Origin of the sequence: Aeromonas encheleia, assembly GCF_900637545.1 — a bacterium.
GTDB classification, from domain to species: Bacteria; Pseudomonadota; Gammaproteobacteria; order Enterobacterales; family Aeromonadaceae; genus Aeromonas; species Aeromonas encheleia.
In genome coordinates this window covers 1,943,448-1,969,243 of record NZ_LR134376.1, presented here as the reverse complement: position 1 = coordinate 1,969,243, position 25,796 = coordinate 1,943,448, and the positions used below count along the sequence as shown (strand labels likewise).

At 59.6% G+C, this 25,796-nt stretch carries 22 protein-coding genes; 11 read left to right on the top strand and 11 right to left on the bottom strand.

What is annotated here, in order from left to right; translation table 11 throughout:
• Positions 1-148: 148 nt before the first annotated feature.
• Complete coding sequence (lrp, locus tag EL255_RS09175; protein ID WP_005300047.1) at positions 149-640, bottom strand: leucine-responsive transcriptional regulator Lrp; 492 nt, start codon at positions 638-640, stop codon at positions 149-151.
• A 150-nt stretch (positions 641-790) separates the two neighbouring features.
• Here lrp and ald point away from each other — a divergent pair, with 150 nt between their 5' ends.
• The 3 genes from ald (at position 791) to EL255_RS09160 (ending at position 4,339) form a co-directional block, all read left to right on the top strand.
• Positions 791-1,906 (top strand): alanine dehydrogenase, encoded by a 1,116-nt coding sequence (ald, locus tag EL255_RS09170; protein ID WP_042653623.1) that lies wholly within the window; start codon positions 791-793, stop codon positions 1,904-1,906.
• Between the two features lie 184 nt (positions 1,907-2,090).
• Complete coding sequence (gene trxB, locus EL255_RS09165; RefSeq protein WP_042653622.1) at positions 2,091-3,041, top strand: thioredoxin-disulfide reductase; 951 nt, start codon at positions 2,091-2,093, stop codon at positions 3,039-3,041.
• A gap of 56 nt (positions 3,042-3,097) precedes the next feature.
• On the top strand, positions 3,098-4,339 hold the full coding sequence (locus EL255_RS09160; RefSeq protein ID WP_042653621.1) for a diguanylate cyclase: 1,242 nt from the start codon (positions 3,098-3,100) through the stop codon (positions 4,337-4,339).
• 99 nt (positions 4,340-4,438) lie between these two features.
• Here the strand turns inward: EL255_RS09160 and EL255_RS09155 are convergent, their stop codons facing one another.
• Positions 4,439-4,909: a glycine zipper 2TM domain-containing protein gene (locus EL255_RS09155; RefSeq protein ID WP_042653620.1), complete on the bottom strand. Its 471-nt coding sequence runs from the start codon at positions 4,907-4,909 to the stop codon at positions 4,439-4,441.
• A gap of 17 nt (positions 4,910-4,926) precedes the next feature.
• On the opposite strand from EL255_RS09155, the gene aat reads away from it, so the two are divergent.
• The 3 genes from aat (at position 4,927) to infA (ending at position 6,634) form a co-directional block, all read left to right on the top strand.
• Positions 4,927-5,634 (top strand): leucyl/phenylalanyl-tRNA--protein transferase, encoded by a 708-nt coding sequence (aat, locus tag EL255_RS09150; protein WP_042653619.1) that lies wholly within the window; start codon positions 4,927-4,929, stop codon positions 5,632-5,634.
• Positions 5,631-6,347: an arginyltransferase gene (locus tag EL255_RS09145; protein WP_042653618.1), complete on the top strand. Its 717-nt coding sequence runs from the start codon at positions 5,631-5,633 to the stop codon at positions 6,345-6,347. Before aat ends, EL255_RS09145 begins: the two co-directional genes overlap by 4 nt.
• Before the next feature lie 68 nt (positions 6,348-6,415).
• Positions 6,416-6,634: a translation initiation factor IF-1 gene (gene infA, locus EL255_RS09140; protein WP_005300033.1), complete on the top strand. Its 219-nt coding sequence runs from the start codon at positions 6,416-6,418 to the stop codon at positions 6,632-6,634.
• A gap of 69 nt (positions 6,635-6,703) precedes the next feature.
• Here the strand turns inward: infA and clpA are convergent, their stop codons facing one another.
• Together clpA and clpS are read right to left on the bottom strand one after the other, a co-directional pair.
• Positions 6,704-8,956, bottom strand: coding sequence for an ATP-dependent Clp protease ATP-binding subunit ClpA (clpA, locus tag EL255_RS09135; RefSeq protein WP_042653617.1), 2,253 nt, complete (start codon positions 8,954-8,956; stop codon positions 6,704-6,706).
• 60 nt (positions 8,957-9,016) lie between these two features.
• Positions 9,017-9,334, bottom strand: a complete 318-nt coding sequence (gene clpS / locus EL255_RS09130; RefSeq protein WP_005310725.1) for an ATP-dependent Clp protease adapter ClpS — start codon at positions 9,332-9,334, stop codon at positions 9,017-9,019.
• Positions 9,335-9,563: 229 nt separating this feature from the next.
• Between clpS and cspD the strand changes: the two genes are divergently transcribed.
• Positions 9,564-9,782 carry a cold shock-like protein CspD gene (gene cspD, locus EL255_RS09125; RefSeq protein WP_042653616.1) on the top strand — a complete coding sequence of 73 codons (219 nt, stop codon included), beginning with the start codon at positions 9,564-9,566 and terminating at the stop codon, positions 9,780-9,782.
• Positions 9,783-9,899: 117 nt separating this feature from the next.
• On the opposite strand, the gene asd is transcribed toward cspD, so the two are convergent.
• Complete coding sequence (gene asd, locus EL255_RS09120; RefSeq protein ID WP_042653615.1) at positions 9,900-11,012, bottom strand: aspartate-semialdehyde dehydrogenase; 1,113 nt, start codon at positions 11,010-11,012, stop codon at positions 9,900-9,902.
• Between the two features lie 328 nt (positions 11,013-11,340).
• Here asd and sugE point away from each other — a divergent pair, with 328 nt between their 5' ends.
• Positions 11,341-11,655, top strand: coding sequence for a quaternary ammonium compound efflux SMR transporter SugE (sugE, locus tag EL255_RS09115; protein ID WP_025326753.1), 315 nt, complete (start codon positions 11,341-11,343; stop codon positions 11,653-11,655).
• Positions 11,656-11,901: 246 nt separating this feature from the next.
• Here sugE and EL255_RS09110 read toward each other — a convergent pair whose 3' ends face one another.
• Entirely contained in the window at positions 11,902-12,600 is a 699-nt protein-coding gene (locus EL255_RS09110) for a B3/B4 domain-containing protein (protein ID WP_042653614.1), read from the bottom strand.
• A 345-nt stretch (positions 12,601-12,945) separates the two neighbouring features.
• Between EL255_RS09110 and ycaO the strand changes: the two genes are divergently transcribed.
• The 3 genes from ycaO (at position 12,946) to pflB (ending at position 18,261) form a co-directional block, all read left to right on the top strand.
• A complete protein-coding gene (ycaO, locus tag EL255_RS09105; protein ID WP_042653613.1) occupies positions 12,946-14,706 on the top strand; it encodes a 30S ribosomal protein S12 methylthiotransferase accessory factor YcaO in 1,761 nt (586 codons plus the stop codon).
• 382 nt (positions 14,707-15,088) lie between these two features.
• Positions 15,089-15,937 (top strand): formate transporter FocA, encoded by an 849-nt coding sequence (gene focA, locus EL255_RS09100; RefSeq protein ID WP_042653611.1) that lies wholly within the window; start codon positions 15,089-15,091, stop codon positions 15,935-15,937.
• Between the two features lie 41 nt (positions 15,938-15,978).
• Positions 15,979-18,261, top strand: coding sequence for a formate C-acetyltransferase (gene pflB, locus EL255_RS09095; protein WP_042653758.1), 2,283 nt, complete (start codon positions 15,979-15,981; stop codon positions 18,259-18,261).
• Between the two features lie 507 nt (positions 18,262-18,768).
• Here pflB and EL255_RS09090 read toward each other — a convergent pair.
• The 5 genes from EL255_RS09090 to sucA all read right to left on the bottom strand — a co-directional run bounded on the left by EL255_RS09090 (position 18,769) and on the right by sucA (position 25,787).
• A complete protein-coding gene (locus EL255_RS09090) occupies positions 18,769-19,206 on the bottom strand; it encodes a YcgN family cysteine cluster protein (RefSeq protein ID WP_042653757.1) in 438 nt (145 codons plus the stop codon).
• Between the two features lie 209 nt (positions 19,207-19,415).
• Positions 19,416-20,288, bottom strand: coding sequence for a succinate--CoA ligase subunit alpha (gene sucD / locus EL255_RS09085; protein ID WP_042653610.1), 873 nt, complete (start codon positions 20,286-20,288; stop codon positions 19,416-19,418).
• Positions 20,288-21,454: an ADP-forming succinate--CoA ligase subunit beta gene (gene sucC / locus EL255_RS09080; protein WP_042653609.1), complete on the bottom strand. Its 1,167-nt coding sequence runs from the start codon at positions 21,452-21,454 to the stop codon at positions 20,288-20,290. The genes sucD and sucC overlap by 1 nt, the downstream gene beginning before the upstream one ends.
• Positions 21,455-21,750: 296 nt before the next feature.
• The gene (odhB, locus tag EL255_RS09075) at positions 21,751-22,941 is read right to left on the bottom strand and encodes a 2-oxoglutarate dehydrogenase complex dihydrolipoyllysine-residue succinyltransferase (RefSeq protein WP_042653608.1); all 1,191 of its coding nucleotides are present in this window, start codon (positions 22,939-22,941) and stop codon (positions 21,751-21,753) included.
• 38 nt (positions 22,942-22,979) lie between these two features.
• Positions 22,980-25,787, bottom strand: coding sequence for a 2-oxoglutarate dehydrogenase E1 component (gene sucA, locus EL255_RS09070; RefSeq protein ID WP_042653607.1), 2,808 nt, complete (start codon positions 25,785-25,787; stop codon positions 22,980-22,982).
• Between the last annotated feature and the right edge of the window lie 9 nt (positions 25,788-25,796).

The window sequence follows — 25,796 nt, the reverse complement described above, 5'->3', positions numbered from 1 at the left end:
TCCCTGAAAAGCCCACCGATTGTCAGCCTGTGCCTGAGGGCGGGGCCATCTTTACAACCAAGTTCATAAGAAGAAACGAGCGGACCGGCCGCTCGTTTCTGACTATCGTGACTCGTCATGGAACTTGCAAGTCACAGCATAACCCGGCTTAGCGGGTGCTGATCACCAGACGACTGCTCTGCTTGACCTCTTCCATCACCACGTAGGTGCGGGTGTCATTGACCCCGGGCAGACGCAACAGGGTCTCCCCCAGCAGGCGGCGGTAAGCCGACATGTCGCTGACGCGGGTCTTGAGCAGATAGTCGAAATCACCGGAGACCAGATGGCACTCCTGGATCTCCTCGAGCACCTGAACAGCCTTGTTGAACTGTTCAAAGACGTCGGGTGCGCCGCGATTGAGGGTAATTTCCACGAACACCAGCAGAGACGCGTCCAGATAATGAGGGTTCAGAATAGCGGCATATCCTTCGATATAGCCTTGTCGCTCCAGGCGACGAACCCGTTCCAGACACGGTGTAGGACTCAGGCCAACTCGTTTGGACAACTCAACGTTCGAAATCCTGCCATCCTTTTGCAGTTCATTCAGAATGTTGCGGTCAATCCTGTCCAAATCCTTTAGCCGACTCTTAGCTTCCATCATTTAATTCCATCCTTTGGCTATTTTTTGGTAAGAATCACCAGTCATTTTATAATTATGGTCACAAATCCTGTCAATACCTGAATATACTAGGCGCAAATGTTGCTTAACATTGTGGCAACATAAACCACCAATCGATAGACGAGGGATAGCATGATTATCGGTGTACCTAAGGAAATAAAAAACCATGAATATCGCGTAGGCATGGTTCCGGCCAGTGTACGTGAACTAACAGCACGAAACCATACCGTTTTCGTCCAAAGCGGCGCAGGAACTGGCATTGGCTTCAGTGACGCAGATTATCTGGCTGCGGGGGCCGAAATTCTGGCCTCTGCTGACGATGTTTTCGCCAAGGCCGAGATGATCGTCAAGGTCAAGGAGCCCCAGGCGGTCGAGCGCGCCATGCTGCGTCCTGGCCAGACCCTGTTCACCTACCTGCATCTGGCGCCAGACCTGGCCCAGACCCGGGAATTGATCGACAGCGGCGCCGTCTGCATCGCCTACGAAACCGTCACCGATGCCCGTGGTGGACTGCCGCTGCTGGCCCCCATGTCGGAGGTGGCCGGACGCATGTCTATTCAAGCGGGCGCCCAGGCGCTGGAGAAGTCCCGCGGCGGTAGCGGCGTGTTGCTCGGCGGCGTACCCGGGGTCGAACCTGCCAAGGTGGTGATCATCGGTGGCGGCGTAGTGGGCTCCAATGCAGCCCGTATGGCCATAGGCCTGCGCGCCGATGTCACCATACTCGACAACAACATCGATACCCTGCGTCGCCTCGACAGCGAATTCCAGGGGGCGGCCAAGGTGGTCTACTCCAACCGCGAGACCCTGGAGCGCCACATCCTGGCGGCAGATCTGGTCATCGGCGGCGTGCTGGTGCCCGGCGCCACTGCGCCAAAACTTGTCAGCCGTGACCACATTGCGCGCATGAAGCCGGGCTCGGCCGTGGTCGACGTGGCCATCGATCAGGGCGGCTGTGTGGAAACCTCCCACGCCACCACCCACCAGGACCCGACCTTCATCGTCGATGAGGTGGTGCACTACTGCGTGGCCAACATGCCGGGCGCCGTGGCGCGAACCTCCACCGTCGCCCTCAACAACGCCACCCTGCCCTTCATCATCCGGCTGGCCGAGCAGGGCTACCGCAATGCGCTGCTGGGTGATCCCCACCTGTTGCACGGGCTGAACGTGATGGCAGGCAAGATCACCTGCCGGGAAGTGGCCGAGGCGCATCATCTGGCCTACACGGATCCCCTGACCCTGCTGAACTGATCCCGCCCCCGCAAGGGAGCGCCGATGAGTGAAAATCCGCCCGCGATGGGCGGTTTTTTTATGGCACCACGAGCGCCGCCAACCCCCTTCACAGGCGATTGCCACAATCGACGCGCTGGCCTTTGACCCTGGATCACGAATTACCTACAATCGCGCAAACTCATCACGTCTCGGAAATCACATCATGAGCCAAGTTACTCATAGCAAACTGCTGATCCTGGGTTCCGGCCCGGCGGGCTACACCGCGGCCGTCTATGCCGCCCGCGCCAACCTGAGCCCCCTGCTCATCACCGGCATGCAGCAAGGTGGTCAGCTGACCACCACCACCGAGGTGGAGAACTGGCCGGGTGATGCGGAAGGGCTGACCGGTCCGGCCCTGATGGAGCGCATGCAGGCCCATGCGGAGAAGTTTGACACCCGCATTCTGTTCGATCACATCAATGAAGTGGCGCTGACCGAGCGTCCGTTCCGCCTCAAGGGCGACAACGGCGAATACAGCTGCGATGCGCTGATCATCGCCACCGGTGCCTCCGCCAAGTATCTGGGGCTGCCCTCCGAAGAGGCGTTCAAGGGCCGTGGCGTCTCCGCCTGCGCCACCTGTGACGGCTTCTTCTACCGCAACCAGGAAGTGGCCGTGGTCGGCGGCGGCAACACCGCAGTGGAAGAGGCGCTGTATCTGGCCAATATCGCCAAGAAGGTGCATCTGATCCACCGTCGCGGCGAGTTCCGCGCCGAGAAGATCCTGATCAAGCGCCTCAATGACAAGGTCGAGAGTGGCAACATAGTGCTGCATACCCACCAGACTCTGGACGAGGTGCTGGGTGACAATATGGGCGTGACCGGCGTGCGCCTGCGCAGCACCCGTGACGAGTCCCGCTCCGAGCTGGCGCTGATGGGCGTGTTCATCGCCATCGGCCACCAGCCCAACACCCAGATCTTCGAGGGCCAGCTGGCGATGGAGAACGGCTATCTCAAGGTACGCGGTGGCCTGGAAGGCTTCGCGACCCAGACCAGCATCCCCGGCGTGTTCGCCGCCGGCGACGTGGCCGACCATGTCTACCGCCAGGCGATCACCTCCGCCGGCACCGGCTGCATGGCGGCCCTCGATGCAGAGCGATATCTGGACGCACAATAAGCACAAGGTTATAAAGGGCATGCCGAGAGGCATGCCTTTTTCTTTTAAGGATCCGGATGAAACGGAAAATATTGATTGTCGAAGACAGCATGACGATCCGCCGCATGTTGATCCAGGCCATTGCGCAGCAAACCGGGCTGGAGATCGATGCGTTCGATACCCTGGAGGGGGCCCGTCATTGCCGGGGGGAGGAGTACGTGGTCGCTCTGGTGGATCTCACCCTGCCGGATGCCCCCAGCGGGGAAGCGGTCAAGGTGTTGCTGGAGCGGGGTTTGTCGGTGGTTATCCTCACCGCCGACATCAGCGAGGAGAAGCGGGAAGCCTGGCTGGAGGCGGGGGTACTGGACTATGTGATGAAGGATTCACGCCACTCCCTGCAATACGCCGTCAGCCTGGTACACCGCCTCTACCTCAACCAGACCATAGAAGTGCTGGTGGTCGACGACTCGCGCACCTCCCGCCACCGTACCGCGGCCCAGTTGCGCAAGCAGTTGCTGCAGGTGCATGAGGCAAACTGCGCCCGCGACGCCCTGAGCGCCCTGGAACAGAATCCTGCCATTCGGCTGATGCTGGTGGACTACTACATGCCGGAGATCGACGGCATCAGCCTGGTGCGGATGCTGCGGGAGCGCTACAGCAAGCAGCAGCTCGCCATCATCGGCATCTCGGTGTCGGACAAGCACGGCCTCTCCGCCCGCTACCTCAAGCAGGGGGCGAACGATTTTCTCAACCAGCCGTTCGAGCCGGAGGAGCTGCAATGTCGGGTCAGCCACAATCTGGAGGCGCTGGAGCAGTTCAACAGCATCCAGGAGTCGGCCAATCGCGACTACCTGACCGGGCTCTACAACAGGCGCTACTGGTTCAACGAGGGGCAGAGGTGGTTCGAGGAGCATCAGCGTCAGCAGGCACCGCTCGCCCTGTGCGTGCTCGACGTGGATCATTTCAAGCAGGTCAACGATCACTGGGGCCATGCCATCGGCGATCAGCTGCTCTGTCACCTGACCCGTTTGCTCACCCAGTTCTTCCCGGATGCCATGATCGCCCGTTTCGGGGGGGAGGAGTTTGCCCTCATGGTGCCCCATAGCACTGTGCCCGTGCTGCTCAAGCGACTGGAGGGGCTGCGGCAACAGATGCGTCAGCAACCGCTGTCCCGGGAGATACCGCTATTCGTGCGCGCCAGTTTTGGCGTCATCAACGTCGGGCGGCTCTCCATGGACGAGGCACTGAGCGAAGCGGATCGCCAGCTATATCAGGCGAAGAACACCGGCCGCGACAAGATAGTGTCTCAGGACGCCTGAGCGAGTCTCTACACAGGTATCCCGTGTAGTACCGCCCGGCTAGCCGCCGGGTAATTCCCCTCCCCCTGCTTGCCCTCTCTTGCCGCTCGTTGAGCGCGCTCAATAGGTCTTGTCGACCCGCACCCCATCGCTGAAATAGAGGATGCGCACCTTGTCGCCGCTAGCGAACTGCATGGCCGGATCATAATCCTGGATCACGTTGATGAGCCCGCTCTGCTCGTTGCGGATAAGCAGTTCCACCAGCTTGTTCTCCACCACGCTGTCACCCGACTGGTAATATTGCACCGCAGCCGCAGCCGCCAAGGCGCCCACCGCGGTGGCGATCTCCCGGCCATGGCCACCGCCGAACTGATTGCCGAGCAAACCTCCCAGCACGGCGCCCCCCAGCGTCTTCCAGCCGGTATGCTCGGACTCCACTATCTGGCGCTGGGTGATGTTGCGCACCGTGTCCACCTGGCCAAACACCACCTGATCCACGGGGCGCGCCGTGTTGCGATCGTAGGCCGCAGCCCAGGCGGGTGCAGTGACAAAGCCAAGCAAGCTGGATACTATCAGGATAATGGCCTTCATCTATGAACCTCTGTCTTATGTCTCGCTATCTTACCCAACTGGATGATGAGCTGTGCTGGTTTCCCGACCCCAGGCATGCGCTGGAAGAGCCCAACGGGCTGCTGGCGATCGGGGGGGATCTCTCTCCTGTCCGCCTGCTGGCAGCTTATCACAAGGGGATCTTCCCGTGGAACGAGCCCTACCAGCCGCCGCTGTGGTGGTCGCCAGATCCCAGAGGTGTGGTAGAACCCGAGCGACTGCACATAGGTCGCAGCCTGCAGAAGTTTATCCGCCGCACCTCATTCGATATTTCCATCGATCGCGCCTTTAATGAGGTGATAGTGGCCTGCGCCGCCCCCCGTCGCAGCGCCAGTGGAACCTGGATAAGCACGCCCATGATCGACGCCTATCAACAACTTCATCGCCTCGGCCACGCCCATTCCGTCGAGATCTGGCAGGAGGGTCAGCTGCAGGCCGGCCTCTACGGCCTCTCCTTCGGTCGGGTCTTCTGCGGCGAGTCCATGTTCAGCCGTATCGATAACGGTGCCAAACTGGCCATGGTGGCGCTCTGCCGCCACTTCGCCCGCCACGGCGGCGCCCTCATCGACTGCCAGATGCAGAACGACTTCCTGGCCACCCTGGGGATAGAGCAGTGGCCCAGGAGGCGCTTTCTGACGAAATTGGCCACCCTCACCCGGCAGCCGCTGACCGAGGGGTGTTGGCAGCCGGGGGACATCAGCCTATGACCGAAGAAGTGATCCTCAAGGTAGGGCTGACCCCCAGGCACCCGTGCAGCTATCTCGGCCATGAGCAGGAGCAGTTGCTGGTGCTGATGGATCACGAGCTGCTCAATGCCGCAGGCTATGAGCGACTGCTGACGGCGGGGTTTCGGCGCAGTGGCAACGACATCTATCGTCCCCACTGCCCGGCCTGCAGCGCCTGCCAGTCCCTGCGCATTCACAGCGAGCACTTCGTGCCGAGCCGTGGCCAGAAACGGATCCGTCAGCTGAACCGGGATCTCGAACTGGTGCTGAGCTATGACGACAAGCCGGAGTACTACCAGCTCTACGAGCGCTACATCCGCGAGCGCCACCACGATGGCAGCATGTATCCACCGAGCCGTACCCAGTACAAGGGCTTCCTGCATTGTGACTGGATGCCTCCCCTCTATCTTGAGATGCGCAAGGCGGGCCGGCTCATCGGGGTGGCCACCACGGATCTGCTGCCCCATGCCCTGAGCGCCATGTATACCTTCTTCGATCCGGACTATGCCGACCGCTCCCTCGGCACCTTTGCCATTCTGAGTCAGTTGGAACTGGCCAAGCGTACCGGTCGCAGCTGGCTGTATCTCGGCTATCTGGTGGAGGCCTGCCGCAAGATGAATTACAAGCGCCAGTACCTGCCCCACGAGCTGCTGGTGCAGGGGGAATGGAAAAAGATCGACACCAAGCCCGAGTAAACTTTACACATAGCCTTAAATCCGGCATGATCCAGCGGATTTTTGTTGTGGCTTATCAAGAGGATTCAATGGCTAAAGAAGACAGTATTGAGATGCAGGGCACTATTCTCGAGACCCTGCCCAATACCATGTTCCGTGTGGAACTGGAAAATGGTCACGTGGTTATCGCTCATATTTCCGGCAAGATGCGCAAAAACTACATCCGTATCCTGACTGGGGACAAAGTAACGGTGGCTCTGACTCCGTACGATCTCTCCAAGGGACGTATTGTTTTCCGCTCTCGCTAAGCCAGGAATTCAGCAAAAAACCCCAGCCTCTCGGTTGGGGTTTTTTGTCGTTTCTGGTCTCAATCACGCTTAGTGGGAAACAGCTTCGACATTGACCTGAAAATCAAAGCTGAGGCTGTTATTCACCAACTCCACTCTCACCACCCCACCATCGACCAGTGAACCGAACAGGATCTCATTGGCCAGGGGTTTCTTGAGATGCTCCTGGATGACCCGTCCCATGGGTCTGGCGCCCATGGCTCTGTCATAACCCTTCTCTGCCAACCAGTGGCGCACCTCTTCCGATACCTCGAGTGACACGCCTTTGGCATCCAGCTGCACCTGCAGTTCGACGATGAACTTGTCGACGACCTGGTGGATCACCTGCATGTCCAAGTGGTTGAACCAGATGGTGTGATCGAGCCGGTTTCTGAACTCCGGGCTGAAGGTCTTGTTGATCACCGCCATGGCATCGTGACTCATGTCCTGCTGCTGGAAGCCGATCGACTTGCGCTGGGTCTCCTGCACGCCGGCGTTGGTAGTCATCACCAGGATCACGTTGCGAAAATCGGCCTTGCGCCCGTTGTTATCCGTCAAAGTACCGTTGTCCATGACCTGCAGCAGCAGGTTGAACACATCCGGGTGCGCCTTCTCGATCTCATCCAGCAACACCACCGAATGAGGGTGTTTGAGCACAGAGTCGGTCAGCAACCCACCCTGCTCGAAGCCGACATAGCCGGGGGGCGCCCCGATCAGACGGGAGACGGTGTGACGCTCCATGTACTCGGACATGTCAAAACGCAGCACCTCGACTCCCAACGCCTTGCCGAGCTGCTGGGTGACTTCGGTCTTGCCCACCCCGGTCGGGCCGGCAAACAGGAAGCAGCCCACCGGACGACGCTCATTGCCAAGGCCGGAGCGTGACAGGCGGATGGCATCGGTCAACACCGCGATGGCCTTGTCCTGACCGAACACCACCATCTTGAGATTGCGCTCCAGGTTCTTCAGCACTTCCTTGTCGGAAGAGGAGACCGACTTCTCTGGAATGCGGGCAATCTTGGCAACGATGGCCTCGATTTCCGGCACATTGATCACTTTCTTACGCTTGCTGACGGGCAGCAGACGCTGACCCGCTCCCGCCTCATCGATCACGTCGATCGCCTTGTCCGGCAAGTGGCGATCGTTGATGTACTTGGCCGAGAGCTCGACCGCGGCCCGGATCGCCTTGACGGTGTAACGCACGCCATGGTGCGCCTCATAGCGGCTCTTGAGCCCCATCAGGATACGGGTGGTGTCATCCACGCTCGGCTCGACGATGTCGATCTTCTGGAAGCGGCGCGCCAAGGCCCGATCTTTCTCGAAGATCTGGGAATATTCCTGATAGGTGGTCGAGCCGACACAGCGCAGCAAGCCGTTGGAGAGCAGCGGCTTGATGAGGTTGGCTGCATCCAGCTGACCGCCGGAGGCCGCTCCCGCCCCTATGATGGTGTGGATCTCGTCGATGAACAGGATGGCCCCTTCCTGGCGCTCGATCTGCTTGAGCAGCACCTTGAGGCGCTTCTCGAAGTCGCCACGGTACTTGGTGCCCGCCAGCAGGGAGCCCATATCCAGCGAATAGATGGTGCTGTTCGCGATGACCTCGGGCACATCCCCCTTGACGATGCGATAGGCCAGCCCTTCGGCGATGGCGGTCTTGCCCACCCCGGCCTCCCCCACCAGCAACGGGTTGTTCTTGCGGCGACGACACAGTACCTGAATGGTGCGGCTCAGCTCCTGATCGCGGCCGATGAGGGGATCGATGCGCCCCTCCAGCACCATCTGATTCAGGTTGGTGGCAAAACTCTCAATCTGGGCGGAGGAGACATCATCGTCAGACTCGGCGTTATTGCCACCGCTCTCCGGCTTGCTGTCTTTGCGTACCCCGTGGGAGAGGAAGTTCACCACATCCAGTCGGCTGACCTCGGCTTTTTTCAGGAAATAGGCGGCCTGGGATTCCTGCTCGCTAAAGATGGCGACCAGGACATTGGCACCACTGACCTCGGTATTGCCCGAGGACTGCACATGGAACACGGCCCGTTGCAGCACCCGTTGGAAGCCAAGGGTGGGTTGGGTTTCCCTGTCTTCGTCGTCGTGAGGAATAAGCGGGGTTGTTTGACTGATGAATGCGCGGATCTCTTTGCGCATCAACTCCACGTCTGCACCACAAGAACTCAGCGCCTCATGGGCTGAGCTGTTATCCAGCAGGGCTAACAACAGGTGCTCGACGGTCATGAATTCGTGGCGCTCGTCACGGGCCAGTTTGAAAGCCTCGTTCAGCGTCTTTTCTAGATCTTTGTTCAACATAGGCACCTCCCCTCAGTACAGCAACAATGTGGTGTCGTCATCGCTATCAAGTCATCAGATTCAAGCCTTTTCCATGGTACATAGCAGTGGATGTTCGTTGTTACGTGAATAAGTGTTGACCTGGACCACCTTGGTTTCGGCAATCTCGGCGGTGAAAGTGCCGCAGACTCCCTTACCACTATAATGCACACTCAACATGACCTGAGTCGCCTTGTCCAGATCCATACCAAAGAACTTTTGCAGCACCTCCACCACGAACTCCATCGGCGTATAGTCATCGTTGTTCAACACGACCTTGTACATGGGTGGCGGTTGCAGCTTCGTTTTCTCTGCTTGTGCAATCTCTTCATTAGCAAAGAGTTCTTTCTGCTTGCTCATAATCGCGCTTCGGTACCTCTAGATTTCTACCGTCTTGCTGAAGATTGTCAATAGAGTTGTTAACCCGATCACATCGGTTGTTAACAACTTCTTGACTCGCTCAAAAGTTAGACTAGATTGGTTACTTGCTAATCGGCGCCCGTCTGCTATGGGCATATGCTACTAGTTATAAAGGGCTGGCGCAGGTTACTCAACGACTTCAGGGTAATCAATAAAAGGATGTAGATGTATGGCAACCGGAACAGTCAAGTGGTTTAACAACGCAAAAGGATTTGGGTTTATCTGTCCGGAAGACGGTGGTGAAGACATCTTCGCTCACTACTCCACGATACAAATGGAAGGTTACAAGACCTTGAAAGCAGGTCAGGCAGTCAACTTTGAACTGCAGCAGGGGCCGAAAGGAAATCACGCCTCTGTTATCGTGCCAAACGAAGCACAGAACATGTAAGAGTCGAACTGGATCAATGGAAAACGGCAGGCCGCAAGGGCTGCCGTTTTTTTATTGCGAGCACAAAAAAAGGAAGGCTGAACCTTCCTCTTTTCTTGTCGTGTCTACCCTGGCCGATCAGCGCGCCAGCAGGATGTTGAGCATGCGACGCAGCGGCTCGGCCGCCCCCCACAGCAGCTGATCACCCACGGTGAAGGCCGCCAGGTACTCCGGTCCCATGTTCAGCTTGCGCAGACGGCCGACCGGGATGTTGAGGGTCCCGGTCACGGCAGCCGGGGTCAGCTCGCGGGCGGTGATGTCGCGATCGTTCGGGATCACCTTGACCCAGTCGTTGTGAGCCGCCAGCAGCGCTTCGATCTCGGCAAGCGGCAGGTCTTTCTTGAGCTTGATGGTGAAGGCCTGGCTGTGGCAGCGCAGGGCGCCGATCCGCACGCAGAGGCCATCCACCGGGATGGCGGCGTCTTCAATCCCGAGGATCTTGTTGGTCTCGGCCTGGCCCTTCCACTCCTCGCGGCTCTGGCCGTTGTCGAGCTTGGTGTCGATCCAGGGGATCAGGCCACCGGCCAGCGGCACGCCGAAGTTGTCCACCGGCAGAGTACCGGAGCGGGTCTTCTCGGTGATCTTGCGCTCGATGTCGAGGATGGCGGAGGCGGGATCCGCCAACTCCACCGCGACCTCGTCACGCAGCAGCCCCATCTGGGTGACCAGCTCGCGCATGTGACGGGCACCGCCACCGGAGGCGGCCTGATAGGTGGCCACGCTGACCCACTCGACCAGATCGGCCTTGAACAGGCCACCCAGTGCCAGCAGCATCAGGCTGACGGTGCAGTTGCCGCCGACGAAGGTCTTGACACCCTTGGCCAGCGCCTCGTCGATCACGTCGCCGTTGACCGGATCCAGGATGATGACGGCGTCCTTCTCCATGCGCAGGGACGAGGCTGCATCGATCCAGTAGCCCTGCCAACCGGCGGCCAGCAGCCGGGGGTAGACATCCTTGGTGTAGTCGCCACCCTGGGCCGTGATGATGATCTCTTGCGCGGCCAGCGCCTCGATGTCGAAGGCATCCTGCAGGGTGCCGGCATCGACGCCGAAGTTGGGAGCGGCCTCACCGGCCTGGGAGGTGGTGAAGAAGGTGGGCTGAATGCGGGCAAAATCGTTCTCTTCCTGCATCCGGCTCATCAGTACCGAACCCACCATGCCGCGCCAACCGACCAAACCTACTTTTTTCATAATGTCCTACCCTGGATAGCTGCTATAGAAACTGTGCTTAACACGCCGTAACCCCTTGTCGGACGCGGGTCCGTTCACAAGTTTGTCACAAGAATGATTTGCAAAAAATGCGTCTGTCCACATTACGGATTGTGGCGACAGGCGCAAGTCGAATTGCGCAATATTCTGTGTCGTTTGCCGCAATAAACATAGGTTCGAGGCACCTCCTCTTGGCTGACCCCCATCAGTCGGGCATCATGATGCCCGACTGGCAACCACTGCCCCTCGGGGACGACCCCAAGGCCTTCTTTACTCGCAGGGACGACCCTGCCCCGCGTGGAATACTCTTATGCCCTGGTTACTCCTGCTACTGGCCGGCCTGTTCGAGGTCGCCTGGGCCATAGGCCTCAAGTACACCGACGGTTTCAGCCGCCCCCTCCCTACCCTGCTGACGCTCTCTGCCATGGGGGTGAGCGTGCTGCTGCTCGCCATGGCGGTCAAACAGCTGCCACTCGGCACGGCCTATGCGGTCTGGACCGGCATAGGCGCGGTCGGCACAGTGCTGATGGGGATCTGGCTGTTCAACGAACCCGCCACCCTAGCACGGGTGCTCTGCCTGCTGCTGATCATCGGCGGGATCCTTGGCCTGAAATTTATCGGCTGAATGGAGACAGGGCTGACTCCAGATGAACCTACCCGCCAGCGATATCGGCGTGACAGGTGCCCGCCAATGCGAGTTCATAGATATCACTACCAGTGATCGTTTTACGCATTTTTTCATCTGTAAAATCGATGGCGGATAATGTTTTTATCCGCCATGGTTCAGCGTTCGGTCATAGGTCGACGCCCGGTACGGCGCCCATCACCACCTATAAAAATGGCCCCTCCCCCGGTGGCCATCATCTCTTCCCTATGCCCCGGACTGGCACCCGATCAGCTCTTGCTCTATCCGGGCTCCGGGCATCATCGCCAGCAAGCCGGCAATCAATCGATCGCCGGCCTCCTGCAAGGCAGCCAGGGGCATCTCAGGCAGGCTCTCCAGGATGAACCACATCTGCTCGGATTCCACGCTGAGCCGGGTTCTGACACCCTGTCGCCAATTCCACCTGCGGCAGGTCACCCCCTTGTCATCACGCCAGACAACCTCCCCCGGCTCGGGCGTTTCGTGAGCGGGCAAGCCCTCTTTCATGGTGTCAAACAGTTCGCTGCCATCCGCCACCACCAAGCGCGGTACCCCCTCATAGGCAACCAGATTTTCCCCACCGACGGGAATGGCATACTCGATGCTAATGGCGTTGTAGAGATCGACGATGGGATCGATGCTCGGCAGCTCGCCATCCCGCAATACTCTCTTGCGCAGGGCTTCTGCCGAACAAGGGGTTCGCTGTGGTTTGGCGCCAAACTGCTTGAACACCTCAGCCCACGCCGCCAGGTGCGCCTCCGCCCAGGGCGCGCCTCCCGCCGCGACTGACTGGCAAGCCCGCTGCAGCGCATGAGAACCAACGCTCATGTTGGTGATGGTAGCCGCATCGACCAGGATGCTTAGGGCTCTGAAGCCGGGGGCCAGCTTGGTAATGTCAGACCCCACTCGCGGTGTCATGGATGGCATAGATACTCCCAATTCGTGATCAACGGCCGAGCCGATAATAAAGGTGATTCAAGGTGCCGCTGCGGTAATAGGTGTTGCGCGCAGCTCACTCTGGAACAAGTGGAAACATCATGCAGAACAGCCAGATAGAATAAAACCTACTTTTTCTTAATCCCATTAAGCAATCCTAATGAGGGCCAGCCGGCCTCGCGCCTTTCCCCTGTACCAACAGGCACGGCTGACTTGTCCTCCCCCCTTTCAGGCACTGAAAAGAGCGCGAGCTGCGCCATTGTCTAGGCCGCATCTCTTTCGACTCATGCTATTATCTGCGACCAAACATGAGCCAATAAAAATCAGGATATTGTGATGACCGACCACACTTTTATTCCCGGCAAGGACGCGGCACTGGAAGACTCCATCGAACGCTTCCAGACCAAGTTGCAGGCCCTGGGGTTTGATATCGAAGAGGCTTCCTGGCTCAACCCCGTGCCCAATGTCTGGTCCGTGCACATCCGGGACAAGGAGTGCGCCCTCTGCTTCACCAACGGTAAAGGCGCCAGCAAGAAGGCGGCCCTGGCCTCGGCCCTTGGCGAGTACTTCGAGCGGCTCTCCACCAACTACTTCTTCGCCGACTTCTATCTGGGCGAGCAGGTAGCCAACGGCGACTTCGTCCACTACCCGAACGAGAAGTGGTTCCCCATCGAGGGCGATCAGCTGCCGGCCGGCCTGCTCGACAGCTTCACCCGCAAGTTCTACAACCCGGATGGTGAGGTGACCGCCGACATGCTGGTGGATCTGCAGTCGGGCAATGAGGACCGCGGCATCGTCGCCCTGCCGTTCGAGCGTCAGTCCGATCACCACACCGTCTACATCCCGATGAACATCATCGGCAACCTCTATGTCTCCAACGGCATGAGTGCCGGCAACACCAAGACCGAGGCCCGCACCCAGGGGCTGTCCGAGGTGTTCGAGCGCCACGTGAAGAACAAGATCATCGCCGAGGCCATCAGCCTGCCCGAGATCCCGAGCGAGGTCATCGATCGCTACCCCGGGATCAAGGCCTCCATCGCCGCGCTGGAAGCCGAAGGCTATCCCATCTACAGCTTCGACGCCTCCCTCGGCGGTCGCTACCCGGTCATCTGCGTGGTGCTGCTCAACCCGCGCAACGGCACCTGTTTCGCCTCCTTCGGCGCCCACCCGCGCTTCGAAGTGGCGTTCGAGCGGACCGTCACCGAGCTGCTGCAGGGCCGTGGCCTGAAGGATCTGGACGTGTTCGTGCCGCCCTCGTTCGATAACGAGCAGGTGGCGGATCACCACAACCTGGAGACCCACTTCATCGACTCCTCCGGCCTCATCAGCTGGGATCTGTTCAAGCAGGAAGCGGACTTCGAGTTCGCCGACTGGGACTTCCGCGGTACCTCCCAAGAGGAGTTCGATCACCTGATCGGCATCTTCCACGAGCTGGAGCAGCCGGTCTACATCGCCGACTACGAGCACCTTGGCGTCTACGCCTGTCGCATCCTGGTGCCCGGCATGTCCGACATCTATCCGGTCGAGGATCTGCTGCTGGCCAACAACACCATGGGGGCTCACCTGCGCGAGGTGATCCTGGCACTGCCGTCGCTGGAGTGGGACGCCGAGCAATACATGGCGCTGTTCGATCAACTGGATGAGGAAGGCCACGACGAGCGTACCCGGGTGCGCGAGCTGCTCGGTATCGCCGCCGCCAAGGGCACCGCCCTGCACACCCTGCGGGTGGGCGAGCTCAAGGCCATGCTGGCGCTGGCCGCCGGTGAGCTGGAGAGCGCGCTGGACCTCATCGACTGGACCATGGAGTTCAACCAGTCGGTGTTCCCGGCGGATCGCGCCAACTACTACCGTGCCCTGCGTGCCTGTGTCGAGCTGTTCCTGGACGAGGAGCGTGACCCCGAGCAGTACCGTCCGGTGTTCACCCGCATGTTCGGGGAAGAGACCCTGGCGCAGGCCTGGGCGCACGCCAGCGGCGAGGCTCGCTTCCACGGGCTGGAGAGCGCCGATCTGTCGCTGTCCCAGTTCCCGTTGCACCAGAAGCTGCTGGCCGCCTACGAAAAACTGCAAAAAGCCAAACGAGCCCATCAGTGGACCTGATATGCTAGCGTGACGAAGGGGCCCAGTGGCCCCTTCTGTTTTATGGTCTACGCTTTGGCTGCTTGTTATTCGAAGATGAAATAAAAAACAAAAAATACCTCTTAGGGGGTTGTTAAAGTGCAGACCATAGGGCAGGGTTGCCGCAAAGATGTCTTGCCGGTGCCTTTTTAAAGGATAAAATTATAAATTCTTTAAAATCATGTTTTTATAAACACACCCATTTCTGTTTCAGCTGAAACCTGGTGTAAAGTCAAGCTTCCAGACGACTCAAAAATCTGTAGTAAAATTACATTCACAATCTGTAATTGTTGATCGATGTCAATTTTGGCGATCTGGCCCTTTGCTATGATTTCCACAGGCAAAATATTCAGGTACATGAGAATTGAAAGCAGAATCCCCCTTTGATTGTCTCAAGCCAGAAGCCATCGCTGCACTGGCAGAAGATATAACCTATGCCAAGGCCACCAAGCCCGCCCACAAGGTCATTCCCCTGGCCATCACCGCCGGTGCTTTCATCGCCATCGCATTCGTGTTCTACATCACCGTCACCACGGGCAGCAGCGGCATGTCCTGGGGCATGTCCAAGCTGGTCGGCGGCCTCTGCTTCTCCCTTGGCCTGATCCTGTGTGTGCTGCTGGGGGCCGAGCTGTTCACCTCCACCACCCTGACCCTGGTCGCCAAGGCGGCCAACCGCATCAGCTGGAGCCAGTTGTTCAAGAACTGGGGCCTGGTCTACTTCGGAAACCTCATCGGTGGCCTGCTCGTCGTCGGCCTCATCATCATGTCGGCCGAGTACATGGCGGCAGATGGTCAGTGGGGCCTGAATGCCTTGAAAGTGGCCCAGCACAAGATCCACCACAGCTTCTTCGAGGCGCTCGCCCTCGGTATTCTCTGCAACCTCATGGTGTGTCTCGCCGTGTGGATGGCCTTCGGCGCCCGCACTGCCACCGACAAGGTGATGGTGATGCTGCTCCCCGTCGCCATGTTCGTGGCCTCAGGTTTCGAGCACAGCATCGCAAACATGTTTATGATCCCGGTCGGTATCGCTATTCACAGCGTCGCAGGCCCGGAATTTTGGCAGGCCATCGGCCAGGATCCGGCCACCTTCGCCGATCTGACCGTATCCAACTTCGTCCTAAACAACCTGATCCCCGTCACTCTGGGTAATATCATTGGTGGTGGTGTCATGGTTGGTTTGACTTACTGGTTTATCTTCCGTCGTCATCATTAAGGATGACGGCTGACACATAAATACCTTGTGAGGTAATGAAAATGGCAGAACTTAACGAACAGTTCCAAAAAGCATGGGAAGGCTTCGCGGCCGGTGAATGGCAGACCTCTGTCAACACCCGTGACTTCATCCAGAAGAACTACACCCCGTATGAAGGTGACGAGTCCTTCCTGGCTGGCGCGACCGAAGCAACCACCAAGCTGTGGGACAAGGTCATGGAAGGCATCAAGATCGAGAACCGCACTCATGCGCCGGTCGATTTTGATACTGACCTGCCCTCCACCATTACCGCTCACGATGCCGGCTATATCGACCAGAGCCTGGAGCAAATCGTCGGTCTGCAGACTGACAAGCCGCTCAAGCGCGCCATCATCGCCAACGGCGGTATCAAGATGGTCAAGACTTCTTGCGAAGTGTACGGTCGTCAACTGGACCCGATGGTCGAGAAGATCTTCACCGAGTACCGCAAGACCCACAACCAGGGCGTGTTCGACGTTTACACCAAGGACATCCTGAACTGCCGTAAATCCGGCGTCATCACCGGTCTGCCGGATGCCTACGGCCGTGGCCGTATCATCGGTGACTACCGTCGTGTCGCCCTGTACGGCATCGACTTCCTGATGGCCGACAAGCTGGCTCAGTTCAAGTCCCTGCAAGCCGACCTGGAGAATGGCGTCAATCTGGAAGCCACCATCCGTCTGCGCGAAGAGATCTCCGAGCAGCACCGTGCCCTGGCCCAGATGAAGGTGATGGCCGCCAAATATGGCTGCGACATCTCCGTACCGGCCAAGAACGCCAAAGAAGCCGTGCAGTGGACCTACTTCGCCTACCTGGCGGCAGTCAAGTCCCAGAATGGCGCCGCCATGTCCTTCGGTCGTACCTCCAGCTTCTTGGACGTGTACATCGAACGTGACCTGAAGAAAGGCCTGCTGACCGAGCAAGAAGCCCAGGAGCTGATGGACCACATGGTCATGAAGCTGCGTATGGTTCGCTTCCTGCGTACTCCTGAATACGATTCACTGTTCTCCGGCGACCCGATGTGGGCTACCGAGACCCTGGCCGGTATGGGCGTTGATGGCCGTACCCTGGTCACCAAGAACAGCTTCCGTATGCTGAACACCCTGTACACCATGGGCCCGTCCCCTGAGCCGAACCTGACCATCCTGTGGTCCGAGAAGCTGCCGGTCGGTTTCAAGAAGTACTGCGCCAAGGTATCCATCGAGACCTCTTCCGTTCAGTACGAAAACGATGACCTGATGCGTCCGGACTTCAACAACGATGACTATGCCATCGCTTGCTGTGTGTCCCCGATGATCGTCGGCAAACAGATGCAGTTCTTCGGTGCTCGTGCCAACCTGGCCAAGACCATGCTGTATGCAATCAACGGCGGCATCGACGAGAAGCTCAAGATCCAGATCGGTCCGAAGACCGAAATGGTCAAGGGTGAGTACCTCGAGTACAACGACGTGATGGATCGCCTGGATCACTTCATGGACTGGCTGGCCAAGCAATACGTCGCCGCCCTGAACATCATCCACTACATGCACGACAAGTACAGCTACGAAGCCTCCCTGATGGCGCTGCACGACCGTGACGTCTATCGCACCATGGCTTGCGGCATCGCCGGTCTGTCCGTGGCAGCTGACTCCCTGTCTGCCATCAAGTACGCCAAGGTCAAGCCGGTTCGTGACGAAGATGGCGTGGCCATCGACTTCGAGATCGACGGTGAGTACCCGCAGTTCGGTAACAACGACGCTCGCGTCGATGACATCGCCTGTGACCTGGTCGAGCGCTTCATGAAGAAGATTCAGAAGCTCAACACCTACCGTGGCGCCGTGGCCACCCAGTCCGTGCTGACCATCACCTCCAACGTGGTGTACGGCAAGAAGACCGGTAACACCCCGGATGGCCGTCGCTCCGGCGCGCCGTTTGGCCCGGGTGCCAACCCGATGCACGGTCGTGATCAGAAGGGTGCCGTTGCCTCACTGACTTCCGTGGCCAAGCTGCCGTTCGCCTACGCCAAAGATGGTATCTCCTATACCTTCTCCATCGTGCCGAACGCGCTGGGTAAAGACATGGAATCCCAGAAAGCCAACCTGGCAGGCCTGATGGATGGTTACTTCCACCATGAAGCCAACCTGGAAGGCGGTCAGCACCTGAACGTCAACGTGATGAACCGTGAAATGCTGCTGGAAGCCATGGAAAACCCGGAGAAATATCCGCAGTTGACCATCCGCGTATCCGGTTATGCCGTTCGCTTCAACTCTTTGACCAAAGAGCAACAGCAAGACGTCATCACCCGTACCTTCACCGCCTCTCTGTAATAGAGCATCGCAGTGACCAAAAACCGGCGCCAAGGCGCCGGTTTTTTTATGCCTGTTTGCCCAAGCCCGGATCAACCCCTCCCTTTGACTCGCTGATGCGAGATGTGCGTTAGCCCCCCAACCTCCCCTCGCCTTCACGCTTTCGGAAGAGAACAAATCCATACTCGGCCAACTGACTCCGAGAGATGCATACATCCCTCGAACTATTCCCTCTACCCCGGGAATGGCGCCTGTGCATCGCTGTGCGGCACCAGAAAGCATCAAGGGCAGTTAGAGTGTGACTCTCCTGCCCTGCGCCATAGCAGCGATTTGAAGTGCACCAGCGGCGCCCGGGGGATGATATCTACGGCTTCATGGTCCTTAACCTCGGCCCGCCTTGTTAAACTGCCATCCACCCTCAAGACGCATCATGGATATGCCAATAGCAACAGGGGCAGAAGAGTGTGACTCCTCTGCCCCTGCGGCACATGAATTGGATAATGGTTGCCTGAGTCGGCTCAGCTGGCCTTAACTGGCCCAGGTGATGATGTGATCGATCCAGTCGCCGGCATGGGCCTCGTGCACCACCTTGCCGCGCACCGACTGGCCGGCCTGGTGCATGGCACTGCGGCTGCCGGTGATCAGCGGATGCCACTCGGGCAGGCTCTGCCCCTCGGCCAGCAGCCGATAGGCGCAGCTGGAGGGCAGCCAGTCGTACTCGGCTATCTTGTCGACGGTGATCTGCAGGCAGTCCGGCTCCTTCTTGAAGCGGTTGCCGTAATCGGAGCACTGGCAGGTCTTGGTGTTGAGCAGATCGCAGGCGACGTTGGTGAAAACCAGCTCCTCGGTATCCTCGTCGATCAGCTTGTTCAGGCAGCACTTGCCGCAGCCATCGCACAGGGACTCCCACTCGGCATCGGTCATCTGCTGCAGGGTCTTTTCCTGCCAAAAAGGAGTTGGCTGCATTTTCTCGACTTGCTGCATGGAGGGGCTCGCTAAATAGACCAGGAAAGCGCGTGGTTATACCCCTTTTGGCCCGATTTTTCAAGGTTGGGAGCATGAGCCAGCCATTCGCCGGGCGCAGATATCAGAAACACGAAGGCGGCGCAGTACGCCGCCATAAAAAAATCCGGAAGCCCTTGGGCTTCCGGATTGAGCATTCAGCGAAGGGCGACTTACCAGCCGGTCACTTCACGCAGGGCCTTGCCGATATCGGCGAGGGAGCGCACGGTTTTCACGCCGGCATCTTCCAGGGCGGCAAACTTCTCTGCCGCCGTGCCCTTGCCACCGGCGATGATGGCGCCCGCATGGCCCATGCGCTTACCTGCCGGGGCGGTGACGCCCGCGATGTAGGAGACCACCGGCTTGGTGACGTGGGCCTTGATATAGGCGGCCGCTTCTTCCTCGGCACTGCCGCCGATCTCGCCGATCATGACGATGGCTTCGGTCTGCGGATCCTTCTGGAACATCTCCAGGATGTCGATGAAGTTGGAGCCCGGTATGGGGTCACCACCGATGCCGACGCAGGTGGACTGGCCGAAGCCCTCGTCCGTGGTCTGCTTGACCGCTTCGTAGGTCAGGGTGCCGGAGCGGGAGACGATACCCACCTTGCCCGGCTTGTGGATGTGGCCCGGCATGATGCCGATCTTGCACTCACCCGGGGTGATGACGCCCGGGCAGTTCGGACCGATCATGCGCACGCCGGTTTCCTGCAGCTTCACCTTGACCTGCAGCATGTCCAGGGTCGGGATGCCTTCGGTGATGGTGACGATGAGCTTGATACCGGCATCGATCGCTTCCAGGATGGCGTCCTTGCAGAACGGCGCCGGCACATAGATGACAGAGGCAGTGGCGCCGGTCACTTCGACGGCATCACGCACTGTGTTGAACACAGGCAGGCCCAGGTGGGTGGTGCCACCCTTGCCCGGGGAGACGCCGCCGACCATCTGGGTACCGTAGGCAATCGCCTGTTCGGAGTGGAAGGTACCCTGACCGCCGGTGAAGCCCTGGCAGATCACCTTGGTGTCTTTGTTGATCAGAACGCTCATTATTTGGCCTCCGCTGCTTTAACCACTTGCTGAGCTGCGTCAGTCAGACTCGTTGCGGCGATGATATTGAGGCCGCTGTCGGCCAGTTTACGGGCACCCAGTTCGGCATTGTTGCCTTCCAGACGCACTACCACGGGCACCTTGACCCCCACTTCCTTGACCGCACCTATGATGCCTTCCGCGATCATGTCGCAGCGCACTATGCCACCGAAGATGTTGACCAGCACGGCTTGAACCTTGCTGTCAGACAGGATGATCTTGAAGGCCTCGGTCACGCGCTCCTTGGTGGCGCCGCCGCCGACGTCCAGGAAGTTGGCCGGTGAACCGCCGTGCAGGTTGACGATGTCCATGGTGCCCATGGCCAGGCCGGCGCCGTTGACCATGCAGCCGATGTTGCCATCGAGCGCCACATAGTTCAGCTCCCACTGGGCGGCGTGCGCCTCGCGCGGGTCATCCTGGGACGGATCGTGCATCTGGCGCAGCTTGGGCTGGCGATACAGGGCGTTGGCATCGATGTTGATCTTGCCGTCCAGGCAGTGCAGGTTGCCCTTGTCGGTGATCACCAGCGGGTTGATTTCCAGCAGTGCGAAGTCGCAATCCAGGAACATCTGGCCCAGACCCATGAAGATCTTGGTGAACTGCTTGATCTGATCGCCGACCAGACCCAGCTTGAAGGCCAGCTCGCGCGCCTGGTAAGCCTGCGGGCCTACCAGCGGATCGATGGCCGCCTTGTGAATGAGTTCCGGGGTTTCGTGGGCGATCTTCTCGATATCCACGCCACCCTCGGTGGAGGCCATGAACACCACGCGGCGGCTGCCACGATCGACCACGGCGCCCAGGTAGAGCTCCTTGGCGATGTCGGTGCAGGATTCCACCAGGATCTTGGTGACCGGCTGACCGTTGGCGTCAGTCTGATAGGTCACCAGATTCTTGCCGAGCCAGTGCTGGGCGAAGGCACGGATCTCGTCCTTGCTCTTGGCCAGCTTGACGCCGCCCGCTTTACCGCGGCCACCGGCGTGGACCTGGCATTTGACGACCCAGGTGTTGCCGCCAATCTTGTCGGCCGCTTCGGCCGCTTCCTGCGGGGTGGCGCAGGCATAACCTTCGGAGACCGGCAGGCCATACTCGGCAAACAGCTGTTTTGCCTGATATTCATGCAGATTCATAGATGCTCTATCCGTGTTGTAGGTATTTCCGTCCGGGGCTCGTTGTTTCTCAATCCCCTGTGAACGGGGCCTCGAGGGCCCCTCATTATCTTTCTAATTTTGCTCAGACGTTCGATGCGGGGCCGCGAAGGCCCCCTGTCATGTCCCGAATGCCGCTTAGACGTCCAGCAGCACACGTGGCTCGGATCTTCCAAAGCCCGAGGGCTTCTCGATCCTGCCAATACCCTTGGATGTCCAGTAGCACACGTGGCTCGGATCTTCCAAAGCCCGAGGGCTTCTTGATCCTGCCAATACCCTTAGACGTCCAGCAGCAGGCGGGTTGGATCTTCCAGCAGCTCCTTGATGGAGACCAGGAAGCCCACCGACTCACGACCGTCGACGATGCGGTGATCGTAGGAGAGGGCCAGGTACATCATCGGCAGGATCTCGACCTGGCCGTTCACCGCCATGGGTCTGTCCTGGATCTTGTGCATCCCCAGGATGGCGCTCTGGGGCGGGTTGATGATCGGGGTGGACATCAGGGAGCCGAACACACCACCGTTGGTGATGGTGAAGTTGCCACCGGTCAGTTCATCCACGGTCAGCTTGCCGTCACGGCCCTTGCCTGCCAGATCCTTGATGGCCTTCTCGATGTCGGCCAGGCTCATGTTGTCGCAGTCACGCAGCACCGGGGTCACCAGACCACGGGGGGTGGAGACGGCGATGCTGACGTCGAAGTAGCTGTGATAGACGATGTCGTCACCGTCCAGCGCCGCGTTCACTTCCGGGTAACGCTTGAGGGACTCCACCACGGCCTTGACGTAGAAGGACATGAAGCCGAGCTTGATGCCGTGCTTCTTCTCGAAGATCTCGCCGTACTGCTTGCGCAGCTTCATGATGGGCGCCATGTTGATCTCGTTGAAGGTCGTCAGCATGGCGGTGGTGTTCTTCGCCTCCAGCAGACGCTCGGCGATCCGCTTGCGCAGACGGGTCATGGGCACGCGCTTCTCGGTGCGGCCGACCAGCGGCGCGATGGGCGCCACCGGAGCCACAGCCGCGACAGGTGCCGCCACGGCCGCCTTGCTCAGCCCCTTGATGAAAGCTTCCACGTCTTCCTTGGTGACACGACCACCCTTGCCGGTGCCGGTCAGCTTGGCCACGTCGATGGAGTGTTCGGCCACCAGGCGGCGCACGGACGGGCTCAGGCCTTCGGCAGAGTCATCGGCGGCGGCTTCGACCGGCTTCTCCTTGGTCTCTTCACCGGCCACCGGGGCTGGCTTGAGCATGGCGATCAGCTGGCGGGACAGCACGGTCGCGCCTTCCAGTTGCAGGATGTCACCCAGTACACCGGCTTCCGGCGCGGGGACTTCCAGCACGACTTTATCGGTTTCGATGTCAACCAGCACTTCGTCACGGGCAACCAGATCACCCGGTTTCTTGTGCCAGGTGGCGATGGTGGCATCTGCCACTGATTCGGGCAGGTCCGGTACCTTGATCTCGATAGTCATGTAATCAGTTCCTTGTTTACTACTGTGCCAGAGGCGTATTACAGGGTAAGGGCATCTTCCACCAAGGCTTTCTGCTGCTTGGTGTGGACAGACATGTAACCGACGGCGGGTGAGGCCGAGGCTGGGCGACCGGCATAGCGCAGGCGGGCTCCGCTTGGCAGCACGCCATCGTAGTGATGACGGGTGCTGTACCAGGCGCCCTGGTTCTGCGGCTCTTCCTGACACCAGACGAAATCGGTGGCCTGGGTGTAATCGGCGAGGATGGCGCGTACTTCCGCTTCAGGGAAGGGGTAGAGCTGCTCGATCCGCACCAACGCCACGTCTTGCTGCTCGGCCTTGCGACGGGCATCGAGCAGGTCGTAGTAGACCTTGCCGGAGCAGAACACAATCCGTTTGACCCCTTTCGGATCCAGCGCATCGATCTCGCCAATGGCGTTCTGGAAGGTGCCTTCGGCCAGCTCTTCCAGCTTGCTCACCGCCAGCGGGTGGCGCAGCAGGGACTTGGGCGACATCACGATCAGCGGACGGCGCATCGGGCGCACCACCTGGCGGCGCAGCATGTGGAACACCTGCGCCGGGTTGGAGGGTACGCACACCTGCATGTTGTGCTCGGCGCACATCTGCAGATAGCGCTCGAGGCGGGCGGAGGAGTGCTCCGGGCCCTGCCCCTCGTAGCCGTGCGGCAGCAGCATGGTCAGGCCGCACATCCGGCCCCACTTCTGCTCACCGGAGGAGAGGAACTGGTCGATCACCACCTGGGCACCGTTGGCGAAGTCGCCAAACTGCGCTTCCCAGATGGTCAGGCCGGCCGGCTCGGCGCTGGCATAACCGTATTCGAACGCCAGCACCGCCTCTTCGGACAGCACGGAGTCATAGACTTCGAACGGGCCCTGCTCGTCGTGAATGTTGCACAGCGGGGTATAGGTGCTGGCATCGTTCTGGTTGTGCAGCACGGCGTGGCGGTGGAAGAAGGTGCCACGGCCGGAATCCTGCCCTGTGATGCGGATGCGGGAGCCCTTGTCCACCAAGGTGGCGTAGGCCAGGGTCTCGGCGAAGCCCCAATCCACCAGCTTGTCGCCGGCGGCCATGGTGCGGCGGTCTTCGTAAATCTTCTCGACCTGACGCTGCAGGGTGTGGGAGGCCGGGTACTGGCTGATGCGCTCCCCCAGGGACTTCAGGTGATCCATCGCCACCGTGCTGTCGTAGTTCATGGCCCAGTCGTGGCCGAGGTACGGGGTCCAGTCGACGGAGTGCAGCTCCATCGGACGCCACTCCTTGACCACCCGCTCCCCCTTGTCCAGGGCGTCGCGATAGTCGTTGACCTGAGCGGTGACCAGCTCCGGGCTGACGCAGCCTTCGGCGATCAGCTGATCGGCGTAGATCTTGCGCGGGGTCGGATGCTGTTTGATCTTCTGGTACATCAAGGGCTGGGTCGCACTCGGCTCGTCGGCCTCGTTGTGACCGTGACGACGGTAGCAGACCAGCTCGATCACCACGTCGCGCTTGAAGGTGTTGCGGTAATCCAGGGCAATCTGGGTCACCAGCACCACGGCTTCCGGGTCGTCGCCGTTGACGTGCAGCACGGGGGCCTGCACCGCCTTGGCGATGTCGGTGCAATATTCGGTGGAGCGCACGTCACGCATGTTGGAGGTGGTGAAGCCCACCTGGTTGTTGATGACGATGCGCACAGTGCCGCCGACGCCGTAGGCACGGGTCTGGGACATGTTGAAGGTTTCCGCCACCACCCCCTGACCGGCGATGGCCGAGTCACCGTGAATGGTGATGGGCAGCACGCTGGAGCCATCCTTGTCGCCACGTCTGTCCATGCGCGCACGCACCGAGCCGATGACCACGGGGTTGACTATCTCGAGGTGAGACGGGTTGAACGCCAGCGCCAGGTGGACGCTGCCGCCCGGGGTCGCGAAGTCGGAGGAGAAGCCCATGTGGTACTTCACATCCCCGGTGCCCCAGGACTCGCCATGCTTGCCGGCGAATTCGTCGAACAGCTCCTGTGCCCGTTTGCCGAGCACGTTGATCAACACGTTCAGGCGGCCGCGGTGGGCCATGCCGATGACGGCTTCCTTGCAGCCCTGCTCACCGGCGCGACGGATCAGCTCTTTGAGCATGGGTACCATGGCATCGCCCCCTTCCAGGGAGAAACGCTTGGCCCCCGGGAACTTGGCGCCCAGGTATTTTTCCAGCCCTTCGGCGGCGGTCAGGCTCTCGAGGAAGCGGGTCTTCTCCTCGGCGCTGTAGCTGCCCTTGGCTTCGATGGATTCGAGTCTGTCCTGCAGCCAGCGCTTCTCCTCGGTGGAGGTAAGGTGCATATAGTCGGCACCTATGCTGCTGCAATAGGTTTTCTTGAGCGAGGCGTAGAGATCGGAGAGCACCATGGTCTCGCGACCTATGGCATAGGAGCCCACGTTGAAGGTGGTCTCCATGTCTGCGCCCTGCAGGTTGTGGAATGCCGGGTCGAGCTCGGCAACGGTTTCACGTGCCCAGAGGCCGAGCGGATCCAGATTGGCATTTTGATGACCACGGAAACGGAAGGCGTTGATCATTTGCAGTACGCGAACCTGTTTGGCATCCACTTGCGGATCGGTGACAGGCGCGCTGTAACGGGAGGGGTCCTTGGCCAGGCGGCGGAAATAGTCGCGAACCTGGGAGTGAGGTTGTTCCACCGCATGACCATTGACCTGGGGCAGCTGTTCGAACAGGCTGCGCCACTCATCGGCCACGGATTCGGGGTTTTCAAGGAAGGATTCGTACAAATCCTCAATGTAGCTTGCATTCGCACCAGCCAGGTGAGATGACTCCAACCAGGCCTTCATCACGCCGTTATGCATTTCTATCCC